The following is a 19,481-nucleotide window of genomic DNA, read 5'->3' on the forward strand; positions in this document are numbered from 1 at the left end:
ATTCTAATGCTATATTCATCTCCGATGTAATTAAAAATTATTATTTAAATACTTATTCGTTTAAGTCGTTTACAACAATATACGACACCGTCGAATACGATTCAGCAATAGATCATCCTCGTAAATTTATGGAGGATGGCATATGTCGGTTACTCATTGCCGGTTTTATTTCCGAAGGGAAAGGGCAGAGAGACGCCATTGAAGCTACCAAGATTTTGCATCAAAAGTTTAAAATTGAGCTTACAGTATGCGGTCAAGGAAACGAAGAATATGTCAATAGCTTGATTCCTGAGCAAGCTAAAAATTATATATTTTATAAGGGATATCAGAATAATTTAGCTCCTTATAGACAAAACAGTGATATAGCTTTGGTTTGTTCCAGAATGGAAGCGCTAGGTAGAGTCACTATTGAATCAATGTATTACGAAAACCTAGTAATAGGAGCTGATTCCGGATGCACTCCTTTTCTAATCAAGGATCACGAAACCGGATTTCTGTATCGTTCTGGCGATCCTTCCGATTTAGCAAAAAAAATTGAATTTGCTATTCAGAATAATGATCTTATTGATGAGATTAAAGCTAAGGCCAAAAATTATTCCATCAAGGAATTTGCAAGGGATATTTCCTCCCAAATCCTAAATGTATACCAGGATTCCTTAATAAATAAATAATTTGCATTGTTCCGATATTTACGTAAGGCTTAAAAATGGTTGAAATATGGAAATTTGTTCCCTTTATGAGAAAAACATTAAAGCAAATCAAATATTTTCCTTTTCGTCTATTTAATTCATTTAAGCCAATACAGGAATTTAGGTCATATGAATACAATCTTTCAGTTGTAGCGATTGTGAAGGATGAAGCTCAGTATTTATTAGAATGGTTTGATTTTTATCGTGTATTAGGTATTTCACATATTTATCTTTACGATAATGGTTCCACAGACCATACCAAAGAACTGATTGATAATTATTCCGACCCAAATTTCATCACATACACATCAATGCCGGGAATCGCAATGCAATATAAAGCATATGAAGATGCCATCTCTCGATTTAAATATGAGACAAAGTATATGGCGTTTATTGATGCTGACGAATTTTTGATGCCTTGTAGAGTTGATTCCGATATATGTAAAGTTGTTGATTCTATATTTACTTCCTCCAAGCATATTGGAGGTATAGCGGTTAATTGGCGTATGTACGGATCAAACGGACATGTGCAAAAGCCAAAAGGGTTAGTCCTTGAGAATTATCTTTACCGAGATATCGATGGCGGTCGAGGCAATGCTTGTATCAAAACAATAGCAAATCCAAGATTGGTTGTTTGTTATAAAAATGCCCACTATCCAATTTATCGTTTAGGGTTTTATAGCGTAAATGAATTAGGGCATAAATGTAAGGGAGCATATAATTTTGAAGGATGCTCTTCTCTTTGCTTCCTGCGCATAAATCACTATTTTACGAAATCTAAAAACGAATGGATGATTCGCAGGAGTAGAAGAGTGGCTGATAAAGCACATGGCGAGACAAGGTCCATTGAGCAGCTTGAGCAAGATTTTAAACTTTATGATAATAATATAGTTCGTGATGATATAGGACTCTATTATGCCAAGCTAATACATACATTACGAAATAAATTGTAATAAAAAGATTGTAGTCAACTCTTCAGTAATTAGACCGGATTCACATGGGCGTATATATTTTTACTCTATTCCTTATTGCAGGGGTTTTCTACGCAATTCCCGTAAAGAAAATTTCATGTACAATCTCAGTTTGTTTAATGTGGTTTATCACTGCATTCCGAAATATAAATGTTGGTATTCCTGATGCACGAGGTACATATTTAGATTTATTCAATAATCTTAGATCCCAGAATTTCTTTTCTGTTATTTCAAATCCTTTTGCCGAAGGTTGGCTCTTCAATGTTCTTTCTAAAATCATTCAAATAATATCTATTGGAAATTATCGCTTTTATTTGATTATACTTTCCGCAATTTTTTACACATGTCTTGGAATCTTTATATATAAATATTCCTCTAATGCTTTAATTTCATGTATTATATTTTTTTGTTCATATCTTCTTTTTACCTTTTCAATGTTAAGGCAGTTCACTGCTATTTGCATTTTACTTTTGTTTTCCTTTAGTTATTTGAAACAAAGAAGATTTATTGCTTTTATTGTTTCCGTGATTTTAGCAGGCTTGATACATAGTACCAGTTTTATTTTTCTCATCGCGTATCCTATTTGCTTTTATCTCACGTATAATATTATATTCCTTTTCTTTACTATATTATTATCAATTTTTGGTACTCTTTTTTCTAACACAATTCTTACTCTTTTAAATCTTATCCCTATGTTGCGTTATAGGATGGATTTGGCCGAAAGCGGTATCTATAGCTTAAACACTAACGACACAGGCTATGGTACATTGTTGATGCTTATTATTTTCCTTATTTTTTGTTTCCTAATTTTGAAAAAAAGAATTTCTTATCAGGATAATATTTTACTTTTACTATTCAGTGTTGGAATAATTTTCCAAGGATGGTCTCATGTAATCGTGGAATTTTACAGAGTTGCGTGGTATTTTACTATCTTTCTAATCATTCTTCTTCCTTCTTGTATTTCAAAAATTAATGATTCATTGATCAAAAAATCTATTTTTATTTGTATATTTATCTTTTATTTATTCTATTTTATATATTATGTTGTCCCAAGTGGACAGGGATTGCCTTATAACTTTTATTGGGAAATTTACGGATTATAGAATTCGTCTGTTTTATTTTTCCAAATTTTAATCGTAAAGGACTGTATTTATGAATGACTATAAACCAAATGTTTGTTTTATAGCACCAGGTTTACTTCCTGTTCCTGCCTCTCAAGGCGGAGCCATTGAAACCCTTATAACGAATTTAATAGATGAAAATGAGGAATATGGTCTTCTTAATCTTACAGTCGCCACTATATATGACGAGCATTCACTTTTTTTGTCAAAAAAGTATCGACGAACGAATTTTATAACAATAGCTAAAAATTCTTTTCTTATACGTTTTTTATATAGGATAAAACATTTTCTTGTTAAAAGAATTAATAATAACTATGTTCCCATGTATAATTATTATTATTCATCTTGTTTACGCGCGTTAACAAGGAAACCTAATCATTATTATGATGCAGTTATTTTCGAAGGCGGTCCAAATTCTGCTCCAGAAAGGTATTTTAGAATATTCAAAAATCGTCTTTGGTATCATCTTCATTACGTTCCAGAAGTGGATTTTAAAAGCGAAAATTATTCCACTGTTCTTTCTGTAAGTGATTTTGCGGGCAATGCCTGGCGTACCCATTGCTTGAATAATGATGATACCCAAATTGTTACAGTGCATAATGGTATAGACTCAGCCGCATTCGATAAATCTATCTGTTTTGAGGAAAAAGAGAGTCTTCGTGCTTCACTTGGGCTTAGTAGCAAGGATTTCGTAACACTATTTTGTGGCCGGATTATTCCTGTTAAAGGTGTTCTTGAATTACTCAAAGCAATCGATCATATCCCAGATAAACATATAAAACTTCTAATTATAGGTAGCCCAAATTTTGCGCTTAACTCCCATACTGAATATATGGATTCGGTTGAGCAGTATGTGAATCGTCTTTCTGATCGCGTTATTTTTACCGGCTACGTCCCCAACGACCATCTTTGGCGTTATGCATCACTTGCAGATATCCAGGTTGTTCCTTCACTGTGGGAAGATGCCGCACCAACCGTATGTCTTGAAGCCATGGCCATGGGGCTCCCTCTTTTGGTTACACAATCCGGCGGCATACAAGAATACGTGACTCCGGAATGCGCTATCACCATTCCTAAAGACGACTCCATTGTTGCCAATCTTGCATCAGCTATAGAGGCTTTGGCACACGATCCTGAACGGTTGCGATCCATGAGCATAAACGCAAAGTTGCGCTCAAGAGAATTCACCAAGCAGAAATTCTATGAGCGGTTTGTAGCTACGGTGAATTCCCTTATCAACCGATAAAACAAATACTTCTCATAAATCAATTACTCCCAGAGATAACATATACGGCTATGGCCGAGTCTTGACATACGAGAGATAAACGTGTTGGAGGTTCTTATGAAAACAACTGAATTGTGTGATGGTATAACGCTCGTGACAGCGTTTTTCCCGATCGGACGAGGACAATGGTCCGGTGAATCACGGCGATCTGACGACAAGTATTTCACGTACTTCGCACACTGGGCTCGGATACGCAATGATCTCATCGTTTATACGACTCCCGAAAACGAGGTCAGGGTCAGAGCCATACGCGCTTCCTACGGACGGGAGAATACCATCATTCACACAGTGCCTCGGTTGAGCGATATCGATGTTGACCTTTTCAAGCTCATGCATCAAGTTGGTGAACGATTTCCTGAGTTCAGCCTTTATCCGGATAAGCCGGAAGTGAACAATCCCACTTACGATTTCGCCATGTATGCGAAGTTCTGGTGTCTAGCTCAAGCATCATCTGAGGTGTCCACAAACAAGATGGCATGGATTGACTTCGGTTTCGATCATGGAGGGGAATACTATAAGGATTCATACTGGTTCGACCGGGAATGGAACTATCATCGTCCCTCAGGAAATGTGTCTCTGTTCCAATTACGAGAATTCCCGACTGATCCAATTTTCGATTGCGTACGGCGTACAGATACCTATATTCAGGGCAATTGCATTGAACTAGACACTATCTATGCGAGGCAATTCCATAAAGATGTAAGGAACCAATATGAGCATCTTCTTCGATGCGGCTTGTTGGATGACGATCAGATTGTTTTGCTCATGTGTCATCTGGAAAAACCAAATGAATATTGCTGCCTGCCAAGTACATGGTTCTCAATGTTCAAAGACTACAACGACGAAGACAAGATACCAGAGACAGAGGAATCCAAAACATTGTTGCCGGAATTTATGGTAACTGGAGCACGCACTCGATGGTATTGGACGAAACGATGCCTGCGCTTCGTAAAGAAGGACTTCTGGCATCTTGTTCGTCGTTATCCATTATGAGTTTCGGGGAGAAAACTGAGAACATGGATAACAAGCGTCAATTCATTCTCAATCTTGTGGCAAGCCTTGTAGCTTTTGCAGCAAATCTCGGCATCGGATTCTTATTGACGCCGTTCATCGTGCAACGCATCGGCGCCGAAGCATATGGATTCGTAGGACTCGCCAACACTATGGTCAATTATGCGGCGTTGGCCACATTGGCATTGAACTCCGTGGCCGGACGTTTCATCACCGTCGCCTACCATCGCGGAGACAAGAAGACCGCGGATAAGTATTTTACTTCCACGCTCTCGTCCAACCTTTTCATTATTGCAATATTGGCCGTGGTGTCAGTTCCGTTGATTTGGAACCTCGAACGCGTAATCAATATCTCTCCACACCTCGTCGGCGATGTCAAGCTCCTATTCACGTTCATTGTTGTGAATTTTCTGTTGTCGACGATCTCGACGGTTTTCACTGTCGCCACATTCATCAAAAACAAGCTATATCTCGGCAGCGTAGCTAATATCGCAGCCGTTGTGGTCAAAGTAATCGTGCTTATCCTTCTGTTCGGAACATTACCGGCGATGGTGTGGTATGTCGGACTGGGGACATGCGCGGCTACGTTAATCACATTTGTCGCAAACTATGTGTTCACGAAACGACTGGTGCCCGAGCTCAGATTTGTGCGTCATGGTTTTTCTTGGCCAGCCATCCGTGAAATGCTCGCAGCGGGCATATGGAATTGCGTAATCAAGTTACAGCAAATACTTCAGGATGGCTTAAGCTTGCTGGTCGCCAACCTGATGATCAGCCCATACCTCATGGGCCTGCTTTCCATAGCTCAACTGGTGCCAACCACCATGTCGAGCCTTATGGGCACCATCACATCCCTGTTCTCGCCGCAGCAAACCAAGTATTATGCACAGGGACGAATAGACTATCTCATCCGTGAACTGAAATCCGCCATGCGCATCTGCGGCTTGTTCGTAAATCTCATTTTCGTGGTGTTGTTAGTCGTAGGCGAGGATTTCATCAAGCTATGGCAACCAGGACAAGATGCCCGGATGATCAATATCCTCATGCAACTGACCATGGGAGGTTTCCTGCTTTCGGGAGTGGCCACCACACTGCAGGGAGTGCCGCTGCTGGTCAACAAGCTCAGGGAATACTCCATCGGCTGGCTGATTTGTGGCGCCATCTCATTCGCTTCAATGGTAGCCGGCGTGTATGCATTTCCGTCCAATGGAATCTACGCGGTGGCCGCAGTACCGCAAATCGTCGGTTTCATTGCAAACCTTACCTTTGTGCCAATATATGCTGCACGTTGTCTGAAACTATCGCGTTTTGCTTTTTACCCTGTTTATCTTCAATACATAGCGGCAACCGCAATCGCGGCAGGAGTCTGTTACGCATTGCGAGACTTAATGAACTTCGAAATAAACTCATGGATCACACTTATTGCAGCTTGTGCAATTTGTTCAATTGTCGTTATTGCCACCGATATGGTGTTCCTATTGGGATCACGGGAACGATCAATTCTTGTCAATACGATTAAGGAAAAAATCCATCGGAAATAAATTATAGATTTGCGGATTCAGATAATGATACGAAAGAGAACAATAGTTCACAGGTCAATTGAGATGGGGAAAAATAGTCACAAAAGAAACTCCAACGTAGAATTGCTACGGCTTTTGTCAATGGGAATGATTATTTTCTATCATCTAGTGTCTTATAATCCATCTATAGAAGATGGTTCTTATAATAGAATTGATGAATTAATCATTCATTCTCCATATATTTCAATGTGCGGAGAAATAGGAAACGTTCTCTTTTTTAGTATATCAATTTGGTATTTGTCTGAATCGCGGAAGACTTTATTAAAAAGTTTGAAATCGGTCTGGGTATTTGATCGACAGGTAATTTTCTATAGCACACTACTATACATAGTATATTATATGGTTAGCAAACAGCTTAATATAGAAGAATTACTATGTTCTTTTATTCCTCTTCTAAATGGGACATGGTGGTTTATCACAGCTTATGCAATCCTATATCTACTAATGCCATTTGTGTCTGTAGGACTTAAAGCGTTGACCGATAAGGAGCATAAGCAACTGTGTGTTCTAGCAATTACGCTATACTCAATTTTTGCATTTATTTTTCCTGGGATTGAAATACCGAAAAGTGGACAGGATTTGTCGATTCTTCTAACGCTGGCTATTGTTATCACATATATCAGATTTAGAGTCGATAGAGAAAAACTAATACATCAAAGAAAAAGGTTGGCGATAACCATTTTTTCTGGGATTATCACTTCGACGATATTGAAGATTGTTTCTATGTGTTATATCCCCATTTTATCTGCTGTAGCCAATCGATTTATAGATGACTTATGGGTTTTTAGCAATATTCTTATTCTCAGCGTTGCTGTTCCGATATTTCTGCTGGTTATTTCTCTTCCAGAACAAAACAGCAGACTAATTGATTATCTTGCTGGATCTACACTTGCCGCATACCTAATCACAGAATATCCTTTCATTCGATCTCTCTTATGGAAAGAAATTTTTACCTTTAGCCACATCACATGGAGGGGGCAAGTCATAGTTCCTGCACTCTTATGCTCCGTATGCGTTCCATTTGGTGCTATATTGATAGACCAATTGCGACGTGCGCTCTTTGCCCTTACCATAGATAAACACCCCGGAAAAATATTTAATAGCATAGAACTAACTTTTGCAAAAAAACTTTAAATGTCAAGGAGATGCAGGAATGGAAAAAGATAATATCGTTGTTTCGATAATAATTCCAGTATATAATGTGGAAAGCACTGTTTCTCGTTGCCTAGATAGTGTTATCCTACAGACATATCGGAATTTAGAGATTGTTGTAGTGAATGATGGGTCTACTGATACCTCTCCAAATATTTGTGATTCCTATGCAAAAAAAGATCCGAGAATAACAGTACTACATAAACAAAATGGCGGTCTTTCCTCTGCAAGAAATTATGGAATTGAACATTGTCATGGGGCGTATATTGCTTTTGTGGACAGTGACGATTATCTCGAACCTGATTATGTTTCTGCTCTACTTAATTTAATACTAAATAACAATGCGGATTTATCTATTTGTTCGTATTATGATGAGCATGATAACAATGGTGGCCAAATGAAAGATTTAGTCACTACTGGATTAGACTATTTACAGGAATCATTAAAAAGAAGAGAGCCACGCCCAATAGTCGCTTGGGATAAGTTATATAATAGGAGTTTATGTGAAAATAATATGTTTCCTATAGGGAAGATACACGAGGACGAATTCATATATCATGAGGTATTATTCGGAGCTCGTAAAGTTGCTTTAACTTCCAAAAAACTATATCACTACACCAAGAATGAAAAGAGTATTATAAGCTCTCCTTTTTCTATCAAAAATTTAGATCGTATAGAAGCATATATCCAAAGATTAGATTTTGTTATTGCAAACAATATTAATGATGTTTATGATTCGGTTTTCCGTGATATTATTCGGGACTTTGGGTATGCATTACGTAGATACAGAAAAACATCTGACGCTGCTATAAGAGATAGGATTCTTAAATTAATCAACGAATTAAAGGTTATATCTAAACCAATACGACATTATCTCTCTGTACCATGTAAAATTATGTCTATCCTTTCGGAATATCCAGCTATCTTTTCTGCATCTTTAATGATACGGTACAGAATTAGAAATTTATATGAGCAATGAAGCGCTTTTCTTCATGCTGTTGTATGGAGTTACCCGAAGTAGACTGTTTTACACTCCGTCTCTGCTCCGAGACGGAGTGTGCTGTCCGTTGTCGATAATACTTATTATTAGATTGTTTCTAAACAAAGTATGCAGATGCTTCGAGTAATTAGCTCCAAATATTATTAGGCGGCACAATCGCGACCAATCCGCTATATGAACCATTCCAGTATGCGGGCGCTTTGCTGAGTGATACCGTCGCGAATTGAAGCCGCGAGGGGAACCGGTCATCGAACACGGTGACCAAGTCAAGCCCCTGCTCTCGCCACTGCGCCACTTTCCGTTTGGCTTGATTCCACACGGCATTCGCTTTCGCCGTGTATTCAACGGATGGCATGTCCTCCACTTCAAACAGTGAGCCCTGCTCATTCGTCGGCACATATTCGTGTTCACGAAGCGGATTATGCAACGGGTCCATCCGATGCCTGAGCACACGCACAGCACTGCCTTCAACTAGACACTCGTTGGCCAACGAAGACCATGTATTGGGCCGTTCACAGCACTCGATCAACGTGATCAGAGCAGCGTTTTCAGCATCAAGCCGCTCCCTATCATCAAACTGCAACTCCAATCACCTCCAACATCGTAGAACCTCGCTCAACCGGAAAACAACGAGATATCGACATACCATTTTACCGGCGCACAGGTAAATTATTCTCTTCTCGAGCAATTCGTTACTCGAATAGTAGCCGCCGACATTCAGAACCCGATGTGCCTTTCTCGTGCATAGAAGGTCAGTGTCTCGGCGTCTAGCATTACCTTCTCTTGCTTGATGTCTCTTTGACTGTTTTCCTGATCATTCGATCCAACATGGTCTCCAACACAGTTTGATCAACTTGTAGGGTCTGCGGTGACATGGCTAATGTCCTTGTTTCCAATCGCGATCTATCTTTGCTCGGCGACAGAAAATCATATGCCAGGCACGGCCCGTGCCACTATCTAGCAACCAGACCAAAGTGCTCACAATTCCGCACCTCATCGCCATTACGACTCGTGAGTACGGGCCCAGACGCCATTCTCGAGCGGGGCAATTAACCATGTCGTGATTACCTTAATCATGATACAGTTAACCGTATCATTGTTGTTTGTCGTCATCGGAGAAGCAGAATGTTCATCGCGCGCGAGCATGAATTGCAAACACTGGAACGGCTGTATGCCAGCGACTCCTTTGAAATGGTGGTGCTGTATGGCCGCCGGCGTGTAGGCAAAACGGCTTTGATCGATGAGTTTGTCAAAGACAAAGACGCCTTGTATTTCACTGCAATACAGCAAAGCGCGAAACTGAATCTCGAGGATTTCTCTCGTACGGCACTTAATTTCTTCGGCATGCCTGATTCAATGCCGGCGTTCGGCAGCTGGTCGTCCGCACTGCAATTCGTGGCGCAGCAAGCCCGCGAATCTAAACGTCGCTTTGTGTTCGTATTTGATGAATTCCCGTATGCGGCGGCAGCGGAGCCGTCGCTGCCGTCCATCATGCAAATCGCCATCGATCACGGACTGCTCAATACAAACGTGACCATGATTCTTTCCGGAAGCAATGAAGGATTCATGGAAAACAATGTACTAAGCCGCAAAAGTCCACTGTATGGTCGGCGCACTGCCCAAATCAGGCTTCTGCCGTTCGATTACGCGGATGCGGCAAAGTTCTTGCCTTCCACCGATCCGCATGGCCTAGTGAACCATTACGCTACATTCGGTGGCACACCGTATTACTTGGCCCGCATCAACGAATCGGAAGGCTTCGAGGCCAACGTGCTACGGCTCATATTCGACAATCTCGGTCCTCTTCGCGAGGAACCAATGATGCTGCTACGTCAGGAGCTCCGCGAGCCTGCGGCATATTATTCCGTATTGCAATCCATCGCCGCCGGCAACTCTTCACCAAAACTCATTGCTGAACACGCAGGCGTGGACTCCGATGGAATCGGCAATTATCTGAAGACCTTGTCATCCTTGCACATCATTGAGCGCATGGTGCCGTTTGGCGACAATCCCGAGAAATCACGCAAGGGCATGTATATGATTTCGGATCCATTCTTCGCGTATTGGTTCCGGTTTGTCGGGCGCAATATGAGCATCATCGAAACCGGAATCAGCGAACAGGTTGCCCGCAAGCTTGCTTTCGGGCCGGCGTTCGAGACTTATGTAGGGCAACAATTCGAAACCATTTGCCGGCAATGGCTTATGCGCGCCAATGCCAATGGCATGCTTCCCTTCATCGCGACACAGTTCGGCAAATGGTGGGGCAATGATCCAATAGCACGAGAACAGACCGATATCGATGTAATCGCCGCGAACCCGCAAGATAAGCAACTGCTTCTCGGCGAATGCAAATGGTGTAATTCATTCAACGAAACGGAAGCCCTGGAGCGATCGCATCGCCGAGCGGCGCTCATCCACGGATACCCGTCGGATAACACAAAATTCATGCTCTTCACCAAGAATCCTGTTAGCGAAGCCACCCGAAACCGCTATCTACAAAACGACTCTATCGAATTCGTCACCGCGGAAAATATGTACACACGTTAAGTACATTGAGCGTATTCATCAGCACCACAACTCCAAGGGAGACAAACAATTCTTCAAATTTGAACAATAACCCACACCCTATTAATCTCATGTATCGTAAGATGAAGCGCGAATAATCACCCTACCCAAGACAGATCTTCAAGCATTGAGTTTATATACCCGTTCTATATGCGCTTATTCCTCACACGGTGGCATGACCTAATATGCGAGAAAGCGCAGATTGAAAAACCGGCAGAAATATATCCTGCTGCAGAATTATCATTTTGCTTTTTCCTTCTCCTGAAATATGAAAACCGTGAACAGCTGTGAGATGTTTCACGAGATTTCGACTCACTTCGTAGTGCCCACGAGCAATTCTGCGTACCTCGTCAATGGGTATTTCCATCCTTCTATCTGCAATCCAGCAATAGCCTGCACACAATATCGCGACCGTACGATTACGTTCCGACTCCTTTGTGCCAAGGGTTTCGGTAGGCGTACGCACGGACAGTCGCCCATTCTGTATCGCATAGATTGAAGACAGATCGTCATATGATATACCAGTTTTGTCTGCTATCGCAGATAACGCTGAATATCTATTGAACTTTTTGGTCGCAGACATATCAATTTTCATCTGTTCACCTGAATACGGGGTTCGGTTGAGCTCAAACACAAGTTTCTCAACGGATGGCTCTGTCAAATCTTCTTCGGTCAGATGATCGCAGATATATTGCAACATAACAGGCTTCAAACCATCGCAACATTCAAGTCCATTGATAATTTTCGCGGCTCGTAGAAGAAAACGTAGGCTGCCTTTACTTTCACTCTTCTCATGATTTTCCGATGTCGGTTCTCCCTTCTTTCTTACACCGTTTGCCGCCTTTGCTGCGCCTTTGTTCTTTGTTTTCTTCACTGGTTTCCGACTTGAGCTGTCTGTGCTTTGAATATTGAGATTGGTGGACACCGTCACCGACGCAGTTTCGCTCATCACATTCCTTTTTCGTTGCATATCATGCATATAATGCATATTATTGCGCACGCCTAGACATTATAGCATTGTGTCTGCGGTGAATAATATTGCTATTATGTCTTTTATATGCAAAATATGCTTAAAGAATCCAAAAAATGCTTACCGGTTTTAGGTGCAGCAGGTCTGAAGCATTCCGTGCTCTAACAGATTATTCACGGTACTTCAGTATTCGACGGCCTCCAGCAGTGACGGGTACACGCAATTCTCGCTGGTAATGCGAGTGGTGATGCTTTGGTCGATTCGGCGCATTAGATTAATGCATGACTGGGCACGTATTTAGCTTCAGCAGATAGTTGACATATGTCTTAGAGCATGACCCTCGTTCTATGTACGATTTTCTGTCGCCGAGCAAAGATAGATCGCGATTGGAAACAAGGACATTAGCCATGTCACCGCAGACCCTACAAGTTGATCAAACTGTGTTGGAGACCATGTTGGATCGAATGATCAGGAAAACAGTCAAAGAGACATCAAGCAAGAGAAGGTAATGCTAGACGCCGAGACACTGACCTTCTATGCACGAGAAAGGCACATCGGGTTCTGAATGTCGGCGGCTACTATTCGAGTAACGAATTGCTCGAGAAGAGAATAATTTACCTGTGCGCCGGTAAAATGGTATGTCGATATCTCGTTGTTTTCCGGTTGAGCGAGGTTCTACGATGTTGGAGGTGATTGGAGTTGCAGTTTGATGATAGGGAGCGGCTTGATGCTGAAAACGCTGCTCTGATCACGTTGATCGAGTGCTGTGAACGGCCCAATACATGGTCTTCGTTGGCCAACGAGTGTCTAGTTGAAGGCAGTGCTGTGCGTGTGCTCAGGCATCGGATGGACCCGTTGCATAATCCGCTTCGTGAACACGAATATGTGCCGACGAATGAGCAGGGCTCACTGTTTGAAGTGGAGGACATGCCATCCGTTGAATACACGGCGAAAGCGAATGCCGTGTGGAATCAAGCCAAACGGAAAGTGGCGCAGTGGCGAGAGCAGGGGCTTGACTTGGTCACCGTGTTCGATGACCGGTTCCCCTTGCGGCTGCGATCGGTCGTGGACGTGCCGCCGTTCCTGTTCGCCAAGGGGTCTCTGCTTGCGAACGATTTAGGCGTTAGCGTCGTGGGATCGCGTAAATGCTCGCCGGAGGGTGCCATTTTCGCTCATGACACGGCTTGCATGCTGTGCGAACGTGGATTGACCGTAATCGCAGGACTGGCCGAAGGAATCGACTCATTCGCCCACCGTGCGGCACTGGAAGCAGGCGGACGAACGGTCGCATTCATCGGCACTGGCATTAATCGTTGTTATCCTGCATCCAACCGTGAACTGCAGAAAAGCATCGAAGAGCGAGGGCTGGTGTTATCCCAGTTCTGGCCTGACAGCCCGCCGGCCAAGCAGACATTCCCGATGCGCAACGCGCTGATGTCGGGATATGGTCTGGCCACTGTGGTGGTTGAGGCATCGGAACATTCCGGCACGCGTATTCAGGCTCGTCAGGCGCAACGTCACGGACGTCCGTTGATTTTCCGTGACGTCGTGCTGGAGCGCACCGAATGGGCACAGGAATATCGCAACAAGCCAGGTGTGTTCGTCGTGCACAGTGTCGAAGAAGTCGGCAAAGCACTTGATAGGATCTCATTCCTCGACAACAATGTAGACACATTGCTGGAAGCCATTCTCGACGCGAAAGTACAGTATGCCTGACTCCGCACTGAACCCGAATCTGCTGGCTGCATACGCCCACTTTGAGCAGAGTATGGGTTGGAGATTGGGCAGCTATGCAAAAACAGTGATATACCACAGCACCAAGAATCATGTCTGCCCTATCTGCGGTGGTCCCAAGCGGGACTACGCATCGATTTGTTACAGCTGCACTAGTCTACGTCAACAGGCTGAGGCTCTCGACGTCGCACATCTGATGGCTGATCGGATTAGAATCGCCAACTATGCTATTAAGTTCGATCAGATGTACCGCGTCATGGACGGATACAAGAGTGACCGCCCTGAATCTAAGGATTACTGCGAGACACTGAAATATGTGCTTGGCGATGCGCTCGTCGTCCATTAGAGTTGCCTGGCTCATACGTCTGATGGAGTGATACCGAGCGCATGGGCAACCATACCGTCAACCACCACCAGCGAACGCTACGGTCAACCGCACCCACTCAACGGATTGGTCTTGCCGATGCTGAATAAAACCATCCCCGAGGTGAAATTGCTGGCTAATGAGCAGAAACATCGGGCGATCGCACCGTCCACGTTCTCGCTGGATGGTTCGTATTCGGATGAGACGATGAGACATGTACTGCTCATCGACGATACATGGACGTCGGGCGGCACCGCCGAATCAGCCTCCATCATGCTTAAACAGTCTGGAGCGCAACGAGTGACCATCTATTGTCTGGCGAGAATCGTCGATCTGGATTATTGCTCACGCATGATTGGTCAGAGTGTCTCTGATGGTTATAAGCAGTTGGCCTACCGTAATGGATGCCCGTGGGATTATGACCAGTGCCCGATGCGGAACAAGCGATGATTTTGTTTTATCCCTGCATGATTCATACGGGGTGCGCGAACCGAATATTATGGAGCTCGGTTGTGCGGATTAATTGCATTTGGATTGGGGCGTCCTGAAACGGCAGTGGGCGTTGAACCGTTGCCAATCGCGATTTATCGTTGTTTGGCGACAGAAAACCGTACGCAGACCACGGGCCATGTCCCATCTCGCGCTTAGACCAAAATGCGCATAATTCCGGACGTTATCAGGTCGAACCTCGTATTGTGCAGATACAATTCACCCGCGTTCACAATATGCTGAGCTACATGATACGAGGTTCGACTTGTATCGTGATTTGACGCGAACGACTCAGAAGATTTCGCATCGATTGCGATAAATATATGTAGCTTTAGAACGTTTTGCGAACCTAATCTGGACTTGAGACGAGAGCGTGGCCTGTGACTTTACTCAGAACCAGAACAGAATCGAGGAATCTTTAAGTAGGAGGCTACCACTGTGTTGGTTGTTTATTGGTTGTTGTGGTTGTGTTTTTTGGTGGAGAGCTTCCATAGGTTGTTGAACCATTTTCCGGGGTTGCGGTCGATGCTGATTGTGAATAATGCTCTTCTTATGTAGTCGATGGCGATGCAGGCGATGGCTGTCAGGGCTGCTATGCCGAGTGCGTATGCCGTGAGCCATGGATTGTCGTAGATGCCGTGCATGTCGAACATTCGTTGCCATAGGAGTGTGGAGATGGGGGGTAGACGGTGATGAGGTATATGGCCAAGGTGGATTTGGCGATGCTGTTGACGATTTTGCTGGTGAAGTGGTGTTGCTTGGCGAGTGAGAACATGCCGAATCCTATGAGCATGACGGGCAGCATCCATTCGTTCTGTCCGAGCATGGTCTGCTGGTGTGTTCCCCGGTCGAGGGTGAGGGTGATGGGGGTCAGCGTGAGGACCGATGCGGTGGATATCGTGTATCCGAGGATTACGAAGATGGTGGCCGTGCGGCGGTCGATCAGCTCCGGCTGGTACCAGCGCCAGTATGAGACGAGGGCGTATAGGTAGATGAAGATGAGCACGTTTTCCTTGGTCATGTCGAACGAGACGAAGCTGGTGAGACCGCCGCCGATGCTCCATAGGATGATGCTGGCCAGGCAGCAGTTGCGGTGGGTCCGTTGCCCGAGGGACTTGAGCCCGATGGTCAGGAATGGGCAGAGGATGAGGAAGACGATGTAGCTTGTCGTGTACCACCATAGGTCGGTGGAGGTGGGCAGTATGGCGCTGACGAGGATCTTGGGGGTGAGCAGGCTCCTGTCGGTGGCGAGGACGATTACCGTGAGGGCGAGGCTGTAGAACAGGATCTCTCGTTCCAGGATCCATGCCCGTCTGAGCGCGGCCTTGAGGTCTGTTGTGGATTCGCAGAGGAACCATGCGGATATCAGGAAGAACAGTACGACCCCGACCTTGCCGCTTGGATATAGCAGGCCTTCGAGGATGATCTTGTTGAACGACAGTGGCTGGGTCCATACGTCGAACGCGTTAGCGCCCACGAAGTGGCGCAGCACGATCAGATATGCTGCGATGATGCGGAGGAGTTCGATGCTCGAGTTCCGTGTCTTGCGCATGTGCGTCGCCGTTCTTTCGTTTGTTGGGTTTGCATGTTGGGGCATGGGGGTTCCGTTTCGTGAGAGGTCGCGCGGGAATGATTCATCGTGTGCGGATGCAGTGGATGATCGTGGTGACCGTTCTTTCCTTGAGCAGCAGTAGCATCGCGGTGTAGAGGATGGTGAAGGTTATTCCGGTCGCGATGATTTGCGGGAGGGCGTGCGTCGGCCACCATGTCTGGCGTATGAGGAGGATGATGCCCGTGGCGGTGGCGGCCGAGGTGGGTGCGGGGATGATTTGTATGTCTTTGCGGATGGTTGTGATGAAGTCGCGTGCGTACCAGCAGCGGATCAGCAGTGCGGTGAGTTCGCAGAGGCTGCAGCTGAGGGCGGCTCCGATGGCGCCGAGGGGTGGTATGAGGATGAGGCAGTAGATGACGGAGGAGACGAGTCCCGTGAAGTTGACGATGGCGTATTGCCTCTCGTGCCCGGAGGAGATGAGGTATTGGGACAGGACCGTGTTCAGCGAGACGAACAAAAGAGCCGGGAGAATGCACAGGAGGGGCAGGACGGCGGTCCTGTATTGGCTGCCGCCGAGGATGTCGATGATGGCGTCGGCACAGAGTGCGGCGCAAGCGATGCCGGCGGAGGCGAACAGGAGCACGAAGTCGATGTTCTTGACGAGCAGGTCGTGGTATTTCTCCCGGGAGTTCTTGGCGTAGTAGGAGAGTCTGGGGAGCATGACGTTGACGACGGAGTTGATGGCCATGGCGAGCATGGTCTTGATTTTGGCGACGAGCTGGTAGATGCCGACGATGTGGTTGGTGGCGAGGAAGCCGAGGAGTACCATGTCGGCCTGCGCGTACATGCCGGAGGAGACACTGGAGACGAGGAACGAGGCCATGGGCTTGAAATGCCGTGTGATGTTCAGTTCTCTGAACGGCACGAATCTGATGAATGTGCGCAGTCGGAGCATGTTGAGGATGTTGGCCCCGTATCCGGTGAACACGACGATCATGCCGTAGATGCGGTAGTCGGCTGCCTGGTGGACGAACGCGAACATCAGGATGAGGCCGATGAGTTTGACGGCGATGCTGCGGATGGTGATGTACCCGTATTGCTCGATGGCCTGGTAGAACCATTCCACGCCGAAGGATGCGAGCCACAGGGCGGTTCCGAAGATGAGGAAGAGTGGCTTGTCGCCGGCCAGTCGTGGCACGAATTCCAATGCGAGCATGTATATGGCGAAGGTCAGGGTGGTGGAGGCGGCGAGGATTATGAGGAGCTCCTCGACGGTGCGGGAGAGCTCCTTCGGGTCGTCCCTGACCTGGGCGCAGGCGCGTACCCCGTATGTGGAGATGCCCAGGAGCGCGGCCAGTGAGAAGTAGGAGATGATGCTCTGGGCGAAGGCCACCGCGCCCATGCCCGACGGGTTGAGGACGCGGGACACGTAGGGCACCGTGACCAGCGGGAAGATGAACGACGATGACATGAGGATCATGTTCATCACCGCATTAAACTTCAGAGAACGAATACGACTTATAGATTGTTTTCGCATATCAACTCTTAGATAGGGCAGTGTCCGAAATATCTTGATACCTCAGTTTTACCCAGATTTATGGTTGTGGTCAGTTGAATCTAGGGAACACGAATGAGACAAAGCATCGAGTCAACGTTTGAATGCCTTCGGCCATATCGCTTTGTAGTTTAGCAGCAGAATAAAAGAGGCTGTTCATCAAACATTCGCTGAATATTATTGTCTTGGTTGAAAATATCTCATCCAGGAAGAGTTCTTCAATTACATCACATATCGATACCGGTCGCAAAAAAGTGTTATATATCATCATACCGTTCTGTTTATATTAAATCTCGATAAAAGATTATTAAAAGAATTAAACCAATTACTCCAGCTTAATTCCATTTCATATTTTTTTCTAGCATTAAGAGAAAAAGTTGAATATTCGCCAGAATTTATAAATTTAGTAATTAACTCAGCAAAATCATTAGCTGTAGAACCAGGATTAAGACAATATCCGTTGTAACCCGAATCAACATAGGTTTCAGTTCCACCAGTCTTATATGTAAAAACAGGAAGACCATACATTGCTGCCTCGGAATAAACTATCGCGGAACATTCAGCTTGCGTAGGAAGAATGAAAATATCCGAAGAAAGATAATAATTAACAAGTCTATCAACATCTTCAGGAAGATTTTTATTTAATCGCCCAGCAAAATGAATATAATCTTCATACTGAGAATTTGGTTGATTGAAACCTACAATTGTAAGCTCATACCTACTATCACTTACTTCATTCAAAATACGAACGGTTTCAATTGCAATATCAATACCTTTTCTCTTCCAGTCAACGCCAATGAGCAACAATCTGATTATATTATGATTTAAATATTTTTTCCCATAATATCGATCAGGCAAATTAGAGCCAAAGGGTAAAGTAAAAACTTTAGAAGAATTTATTTTATAATAAGATACTACATCTTTGGCCGCCCATTCACTAGATTCGATGACAATGTTCGCACGTTTCAAAGCAAGATATTCAATATTATTAAAATATTGTATTTTCTTTTTGCTTTCATTATAATAGTAATAATCTAACATAAGATGATATGTGGCATCACTTAAATAAATTACATACTTATCTTCAGGGAAACGGCATCTACCAATGATTTCGCTACCAGAGGGCACAAAGAAAATATCACAATTAGAATGCGAAATTTTTGATTGAAGAATGTACCTCCCCAAAAAAGGGATACGCAAAACACTAGTTAAATTAAAGATTTTATATATTTTGGCAAAAAAACGTCTAGGTTTATTAGAAATAAAAATAGGTACTATAGAATATTTCTTAGACAATTCATCGGCTAGAAAACTTATAGTACCACTCCATAATTTACGATCGTAGATGTTGCCTATCGACACAAAACCAATTTTCATACTGGACATAATCTACCTTCCAAAAATAGAATCTAGTTGCGTGATATAATTACTATGCATATTATC

General features: G+C 44.2%; 16 protein-coding genes. 11 read left to right on the forward strand and 5 right to left on the reverse strand.

The features are described from left to right. The 8 genes from G1C97_RS11185 to G1C97_RS11220 form a co-directional block, all read left to right on the forward strand. The coding region (locus tag G1C97_RS11185) for a glycosyltransferase family 4 protein (RefSeq protein WP_169241817.1) at positions 1-671 on the forward strand (671 nt) is incomplete at its 5' end. A gap of 35 nt (positions 672-706) precedes the next feature. Further along, entirely contained in the window at positions 707-1,642 is a 936-nt protein-coding gene (locus G1C97_RS11190) for a glycosyltransferase family 92 protein (RefSeq protein WP_169241818.1), read from the forward strand. A gap of 44 nt (positions 1,643-1,686) precedes the next feature. After that, the gene (locus G1C97_RS12585) at positions 1,687-2,763 is read left to right on the forward strand and encodes an EpsG family protein (RefSeq protein WP_169241819.1); all 1,077 of its coding nucleotides are present in this window, start codon (positions 1,687-1,689) and stop codon (positions 2,761-2,763) included. A gap of 49 nt (positions 2,764-2,812) precedes the next feature. Continuing rightward, positions 2,813-4,027, forward strand: coding sequence for a glycosyltransferase family 4 protein (locus tag G1C97_RS11200; RefSeq protein ID WP_169241820.1), 1,215 nt, complete (start codon positions 2,813-2,815; stop codon positions 4,025-4,027). 96 nt (positions 4,028-4,123) lie between these two features. Continuing rightward, positions 4,124-5,059 carry a WlaTC/HtrL family glycosyltransferase gene (locus G1C97_RS11205; RefSeq protein WP_169241821.1) on the forward strand — a complete coding sequence of 312 codons (936 nt, stop codon included), beginning with the start codon at positions 4,124-4,126 and terminating at the stop codon, positions 5,057-5,059. A 23-nt stretch (positions 5,060-5,082) separates the two neighbouring features. Next, complete coding sequence (locus G1C97_RS11210) at positions 5,083-6,618, forward strand: lipopolysaccharide biosynthesis protein (protein WP_169241822.1); 1,536 nt, start codon at positions 5,083-5,085, stop codon at positions 6,616-6,618. A gap of 63 nt (positions 6,619-6,681) precedes the next feature. Continuing rightward, positions 6,682-7,791, forward strand: a complete 1,110-nt coding sequence (locus tag G1C97_RS11215; RefSeq protein WP_335341370.1) for an acyltransferase family protein — start codon at positions 6,682-6,684, stop codon at positions 7,789-7,791. 19 nt (positions 7,792-7,810) lie between these two features. Further along, positions 7,811-8,788 carry a glycosyltransferase family 2 protein gene (locus tag G1C97_RS11220; protein ID WP_169241824.1) on the forward strand — a complete coding sequence of 326 codons (978 nt, stop codon included), beginning with the start codon at positions 7,811-7,813 and terminating at the stop codon, positions 8,786-8,788. Positions 8,789-8,936: 148 nt separating this feature from the next. On the opposite strand, the gene G1C97_RS12140 is transcribed toward G1C97_RS11220, so the two are convergent. Continuing rightward, positions 8,937-9,392, reverse strand: coding sequence for a hypothetical protein (locus G1C97_RS12140; protein ID WP_205832634.1), 456 nt, complete (start codon positions 9,390-9,392; stop codon positions 8,937-8,939). Between the two features lie 542 nt (positions 9,393-9,934). Between G1C97_RS12140 and G1C97_RS11230 the strand changes: the two genes are divergently transcribed. After that, positions 9,935-11,356, forward strand: a complete 1,422-nt coding sequence (locus tag G1C97_RS11230; RefSeq protein ID WP_169241825.1) for an ATP-binding protein — start codon at positions 9,935-9,937, stop codon at positions 11,354-11,356. 181 nt (positions 11,357-11,537) lie between these two features. On the opposite strand, the gene G1C97_RS11235 is transcribed toward G1C97_RS11230, so the two are convergent. Next, positions 11,538-12,323 carry a hypothetical protein gene (locus G1C97_RS11235; RefSeq protein WP_169241826.1) on the reverse strand — a complete coding sequence of 262 codons (786 nt, stop codon included), beginning with the start codon at positions 12,321-12,323 and terminating at the stop codon, positions 11,538-11,540. Between the two features lie 720 nt (positions 12,324-13,043). On the opposite strand from G1C97_RS11235, the gene G1C97_RS11240 reads away from it, so the two are divergent. After that, positions 13,044-14,060, forward strand: coding sequence for a DNA-processing protein DprA (locus G1C97_RS11240; protein ID WP_169241827.1), 1,017 nt, complete (start codon positions 13,044-13,046; stop codon positions 14,058-14,060). Between the two features lie 475 nt (positions 14,061-14,535). After that, positions 14,536-14,892 (forward strand): hypothetical protein, encoded by a 357-nt coding sequence (locus G1C97_RS11245; RefSeq protein WP_169241828.1) that lies wholly within the window; start codon positions 14,536-14,538, stop codon positions 14,890-14,892. Between the two features lie 631 nt (positions 14,893-15,523). Here the strand turns inward: G1C97_RS11245 and G1C97_RS11250 are convergent. The 3 genes from G1C97_RS11250 to G1C97_RS11260 all read right to left on the reverse strand — a co-directional run bounded on the left by G1C97_RS11250 (position 15,524) and on the right by G1C97_RS11260 (position 19,424). Further along, on the reverse strand, positions 15,524-16,483 hold the full coding sequence (locus tag G1C97_RS11250) for an acyltransferase family protein (protein ID WP_169241829.1): 960 nt from the start codon (positions 16,481-16,483) through the stop codon (positions 15,524-15,526). Between the two features lie 82 nt (positions 16,484-16,565). After that, the gene (locus G1C97_RS11255) at positions 16,566-17,969 is read right to left on the reverse strand and encodes a flippase (protein ID WP_169241830.1); all 1,404 of its coding nucleotides are present in this window, start codon (positions 17,967-17,969) and stop codon (positions 16,566-16,568) included. 336 nt (positions 17,970-18,305) lie between these two features. Further along, positions 18,306-19,424: a glycosyltransferase family 4 protein gene (locus G1C97_RS11260; protein ID WP_169241831.1), complete on the reverse strand. Its 1,119-nt coding sequence runs from the start codon at positions 19,422-19,424 to the stop codon at positions 18,306-18,308. Positions 19,425-19,481 lie beyond the last annotated feature (57 nt).

The organism is Bifidobacterium olomucense (assembly GCF_012932375.1).
Lineage (GTDB): Bacteria > Actinomycetota > Actinomycetes > Actinomycetales > Bifidobacteriaceae > Bifidobacterium > Bifidobacterium olomucense.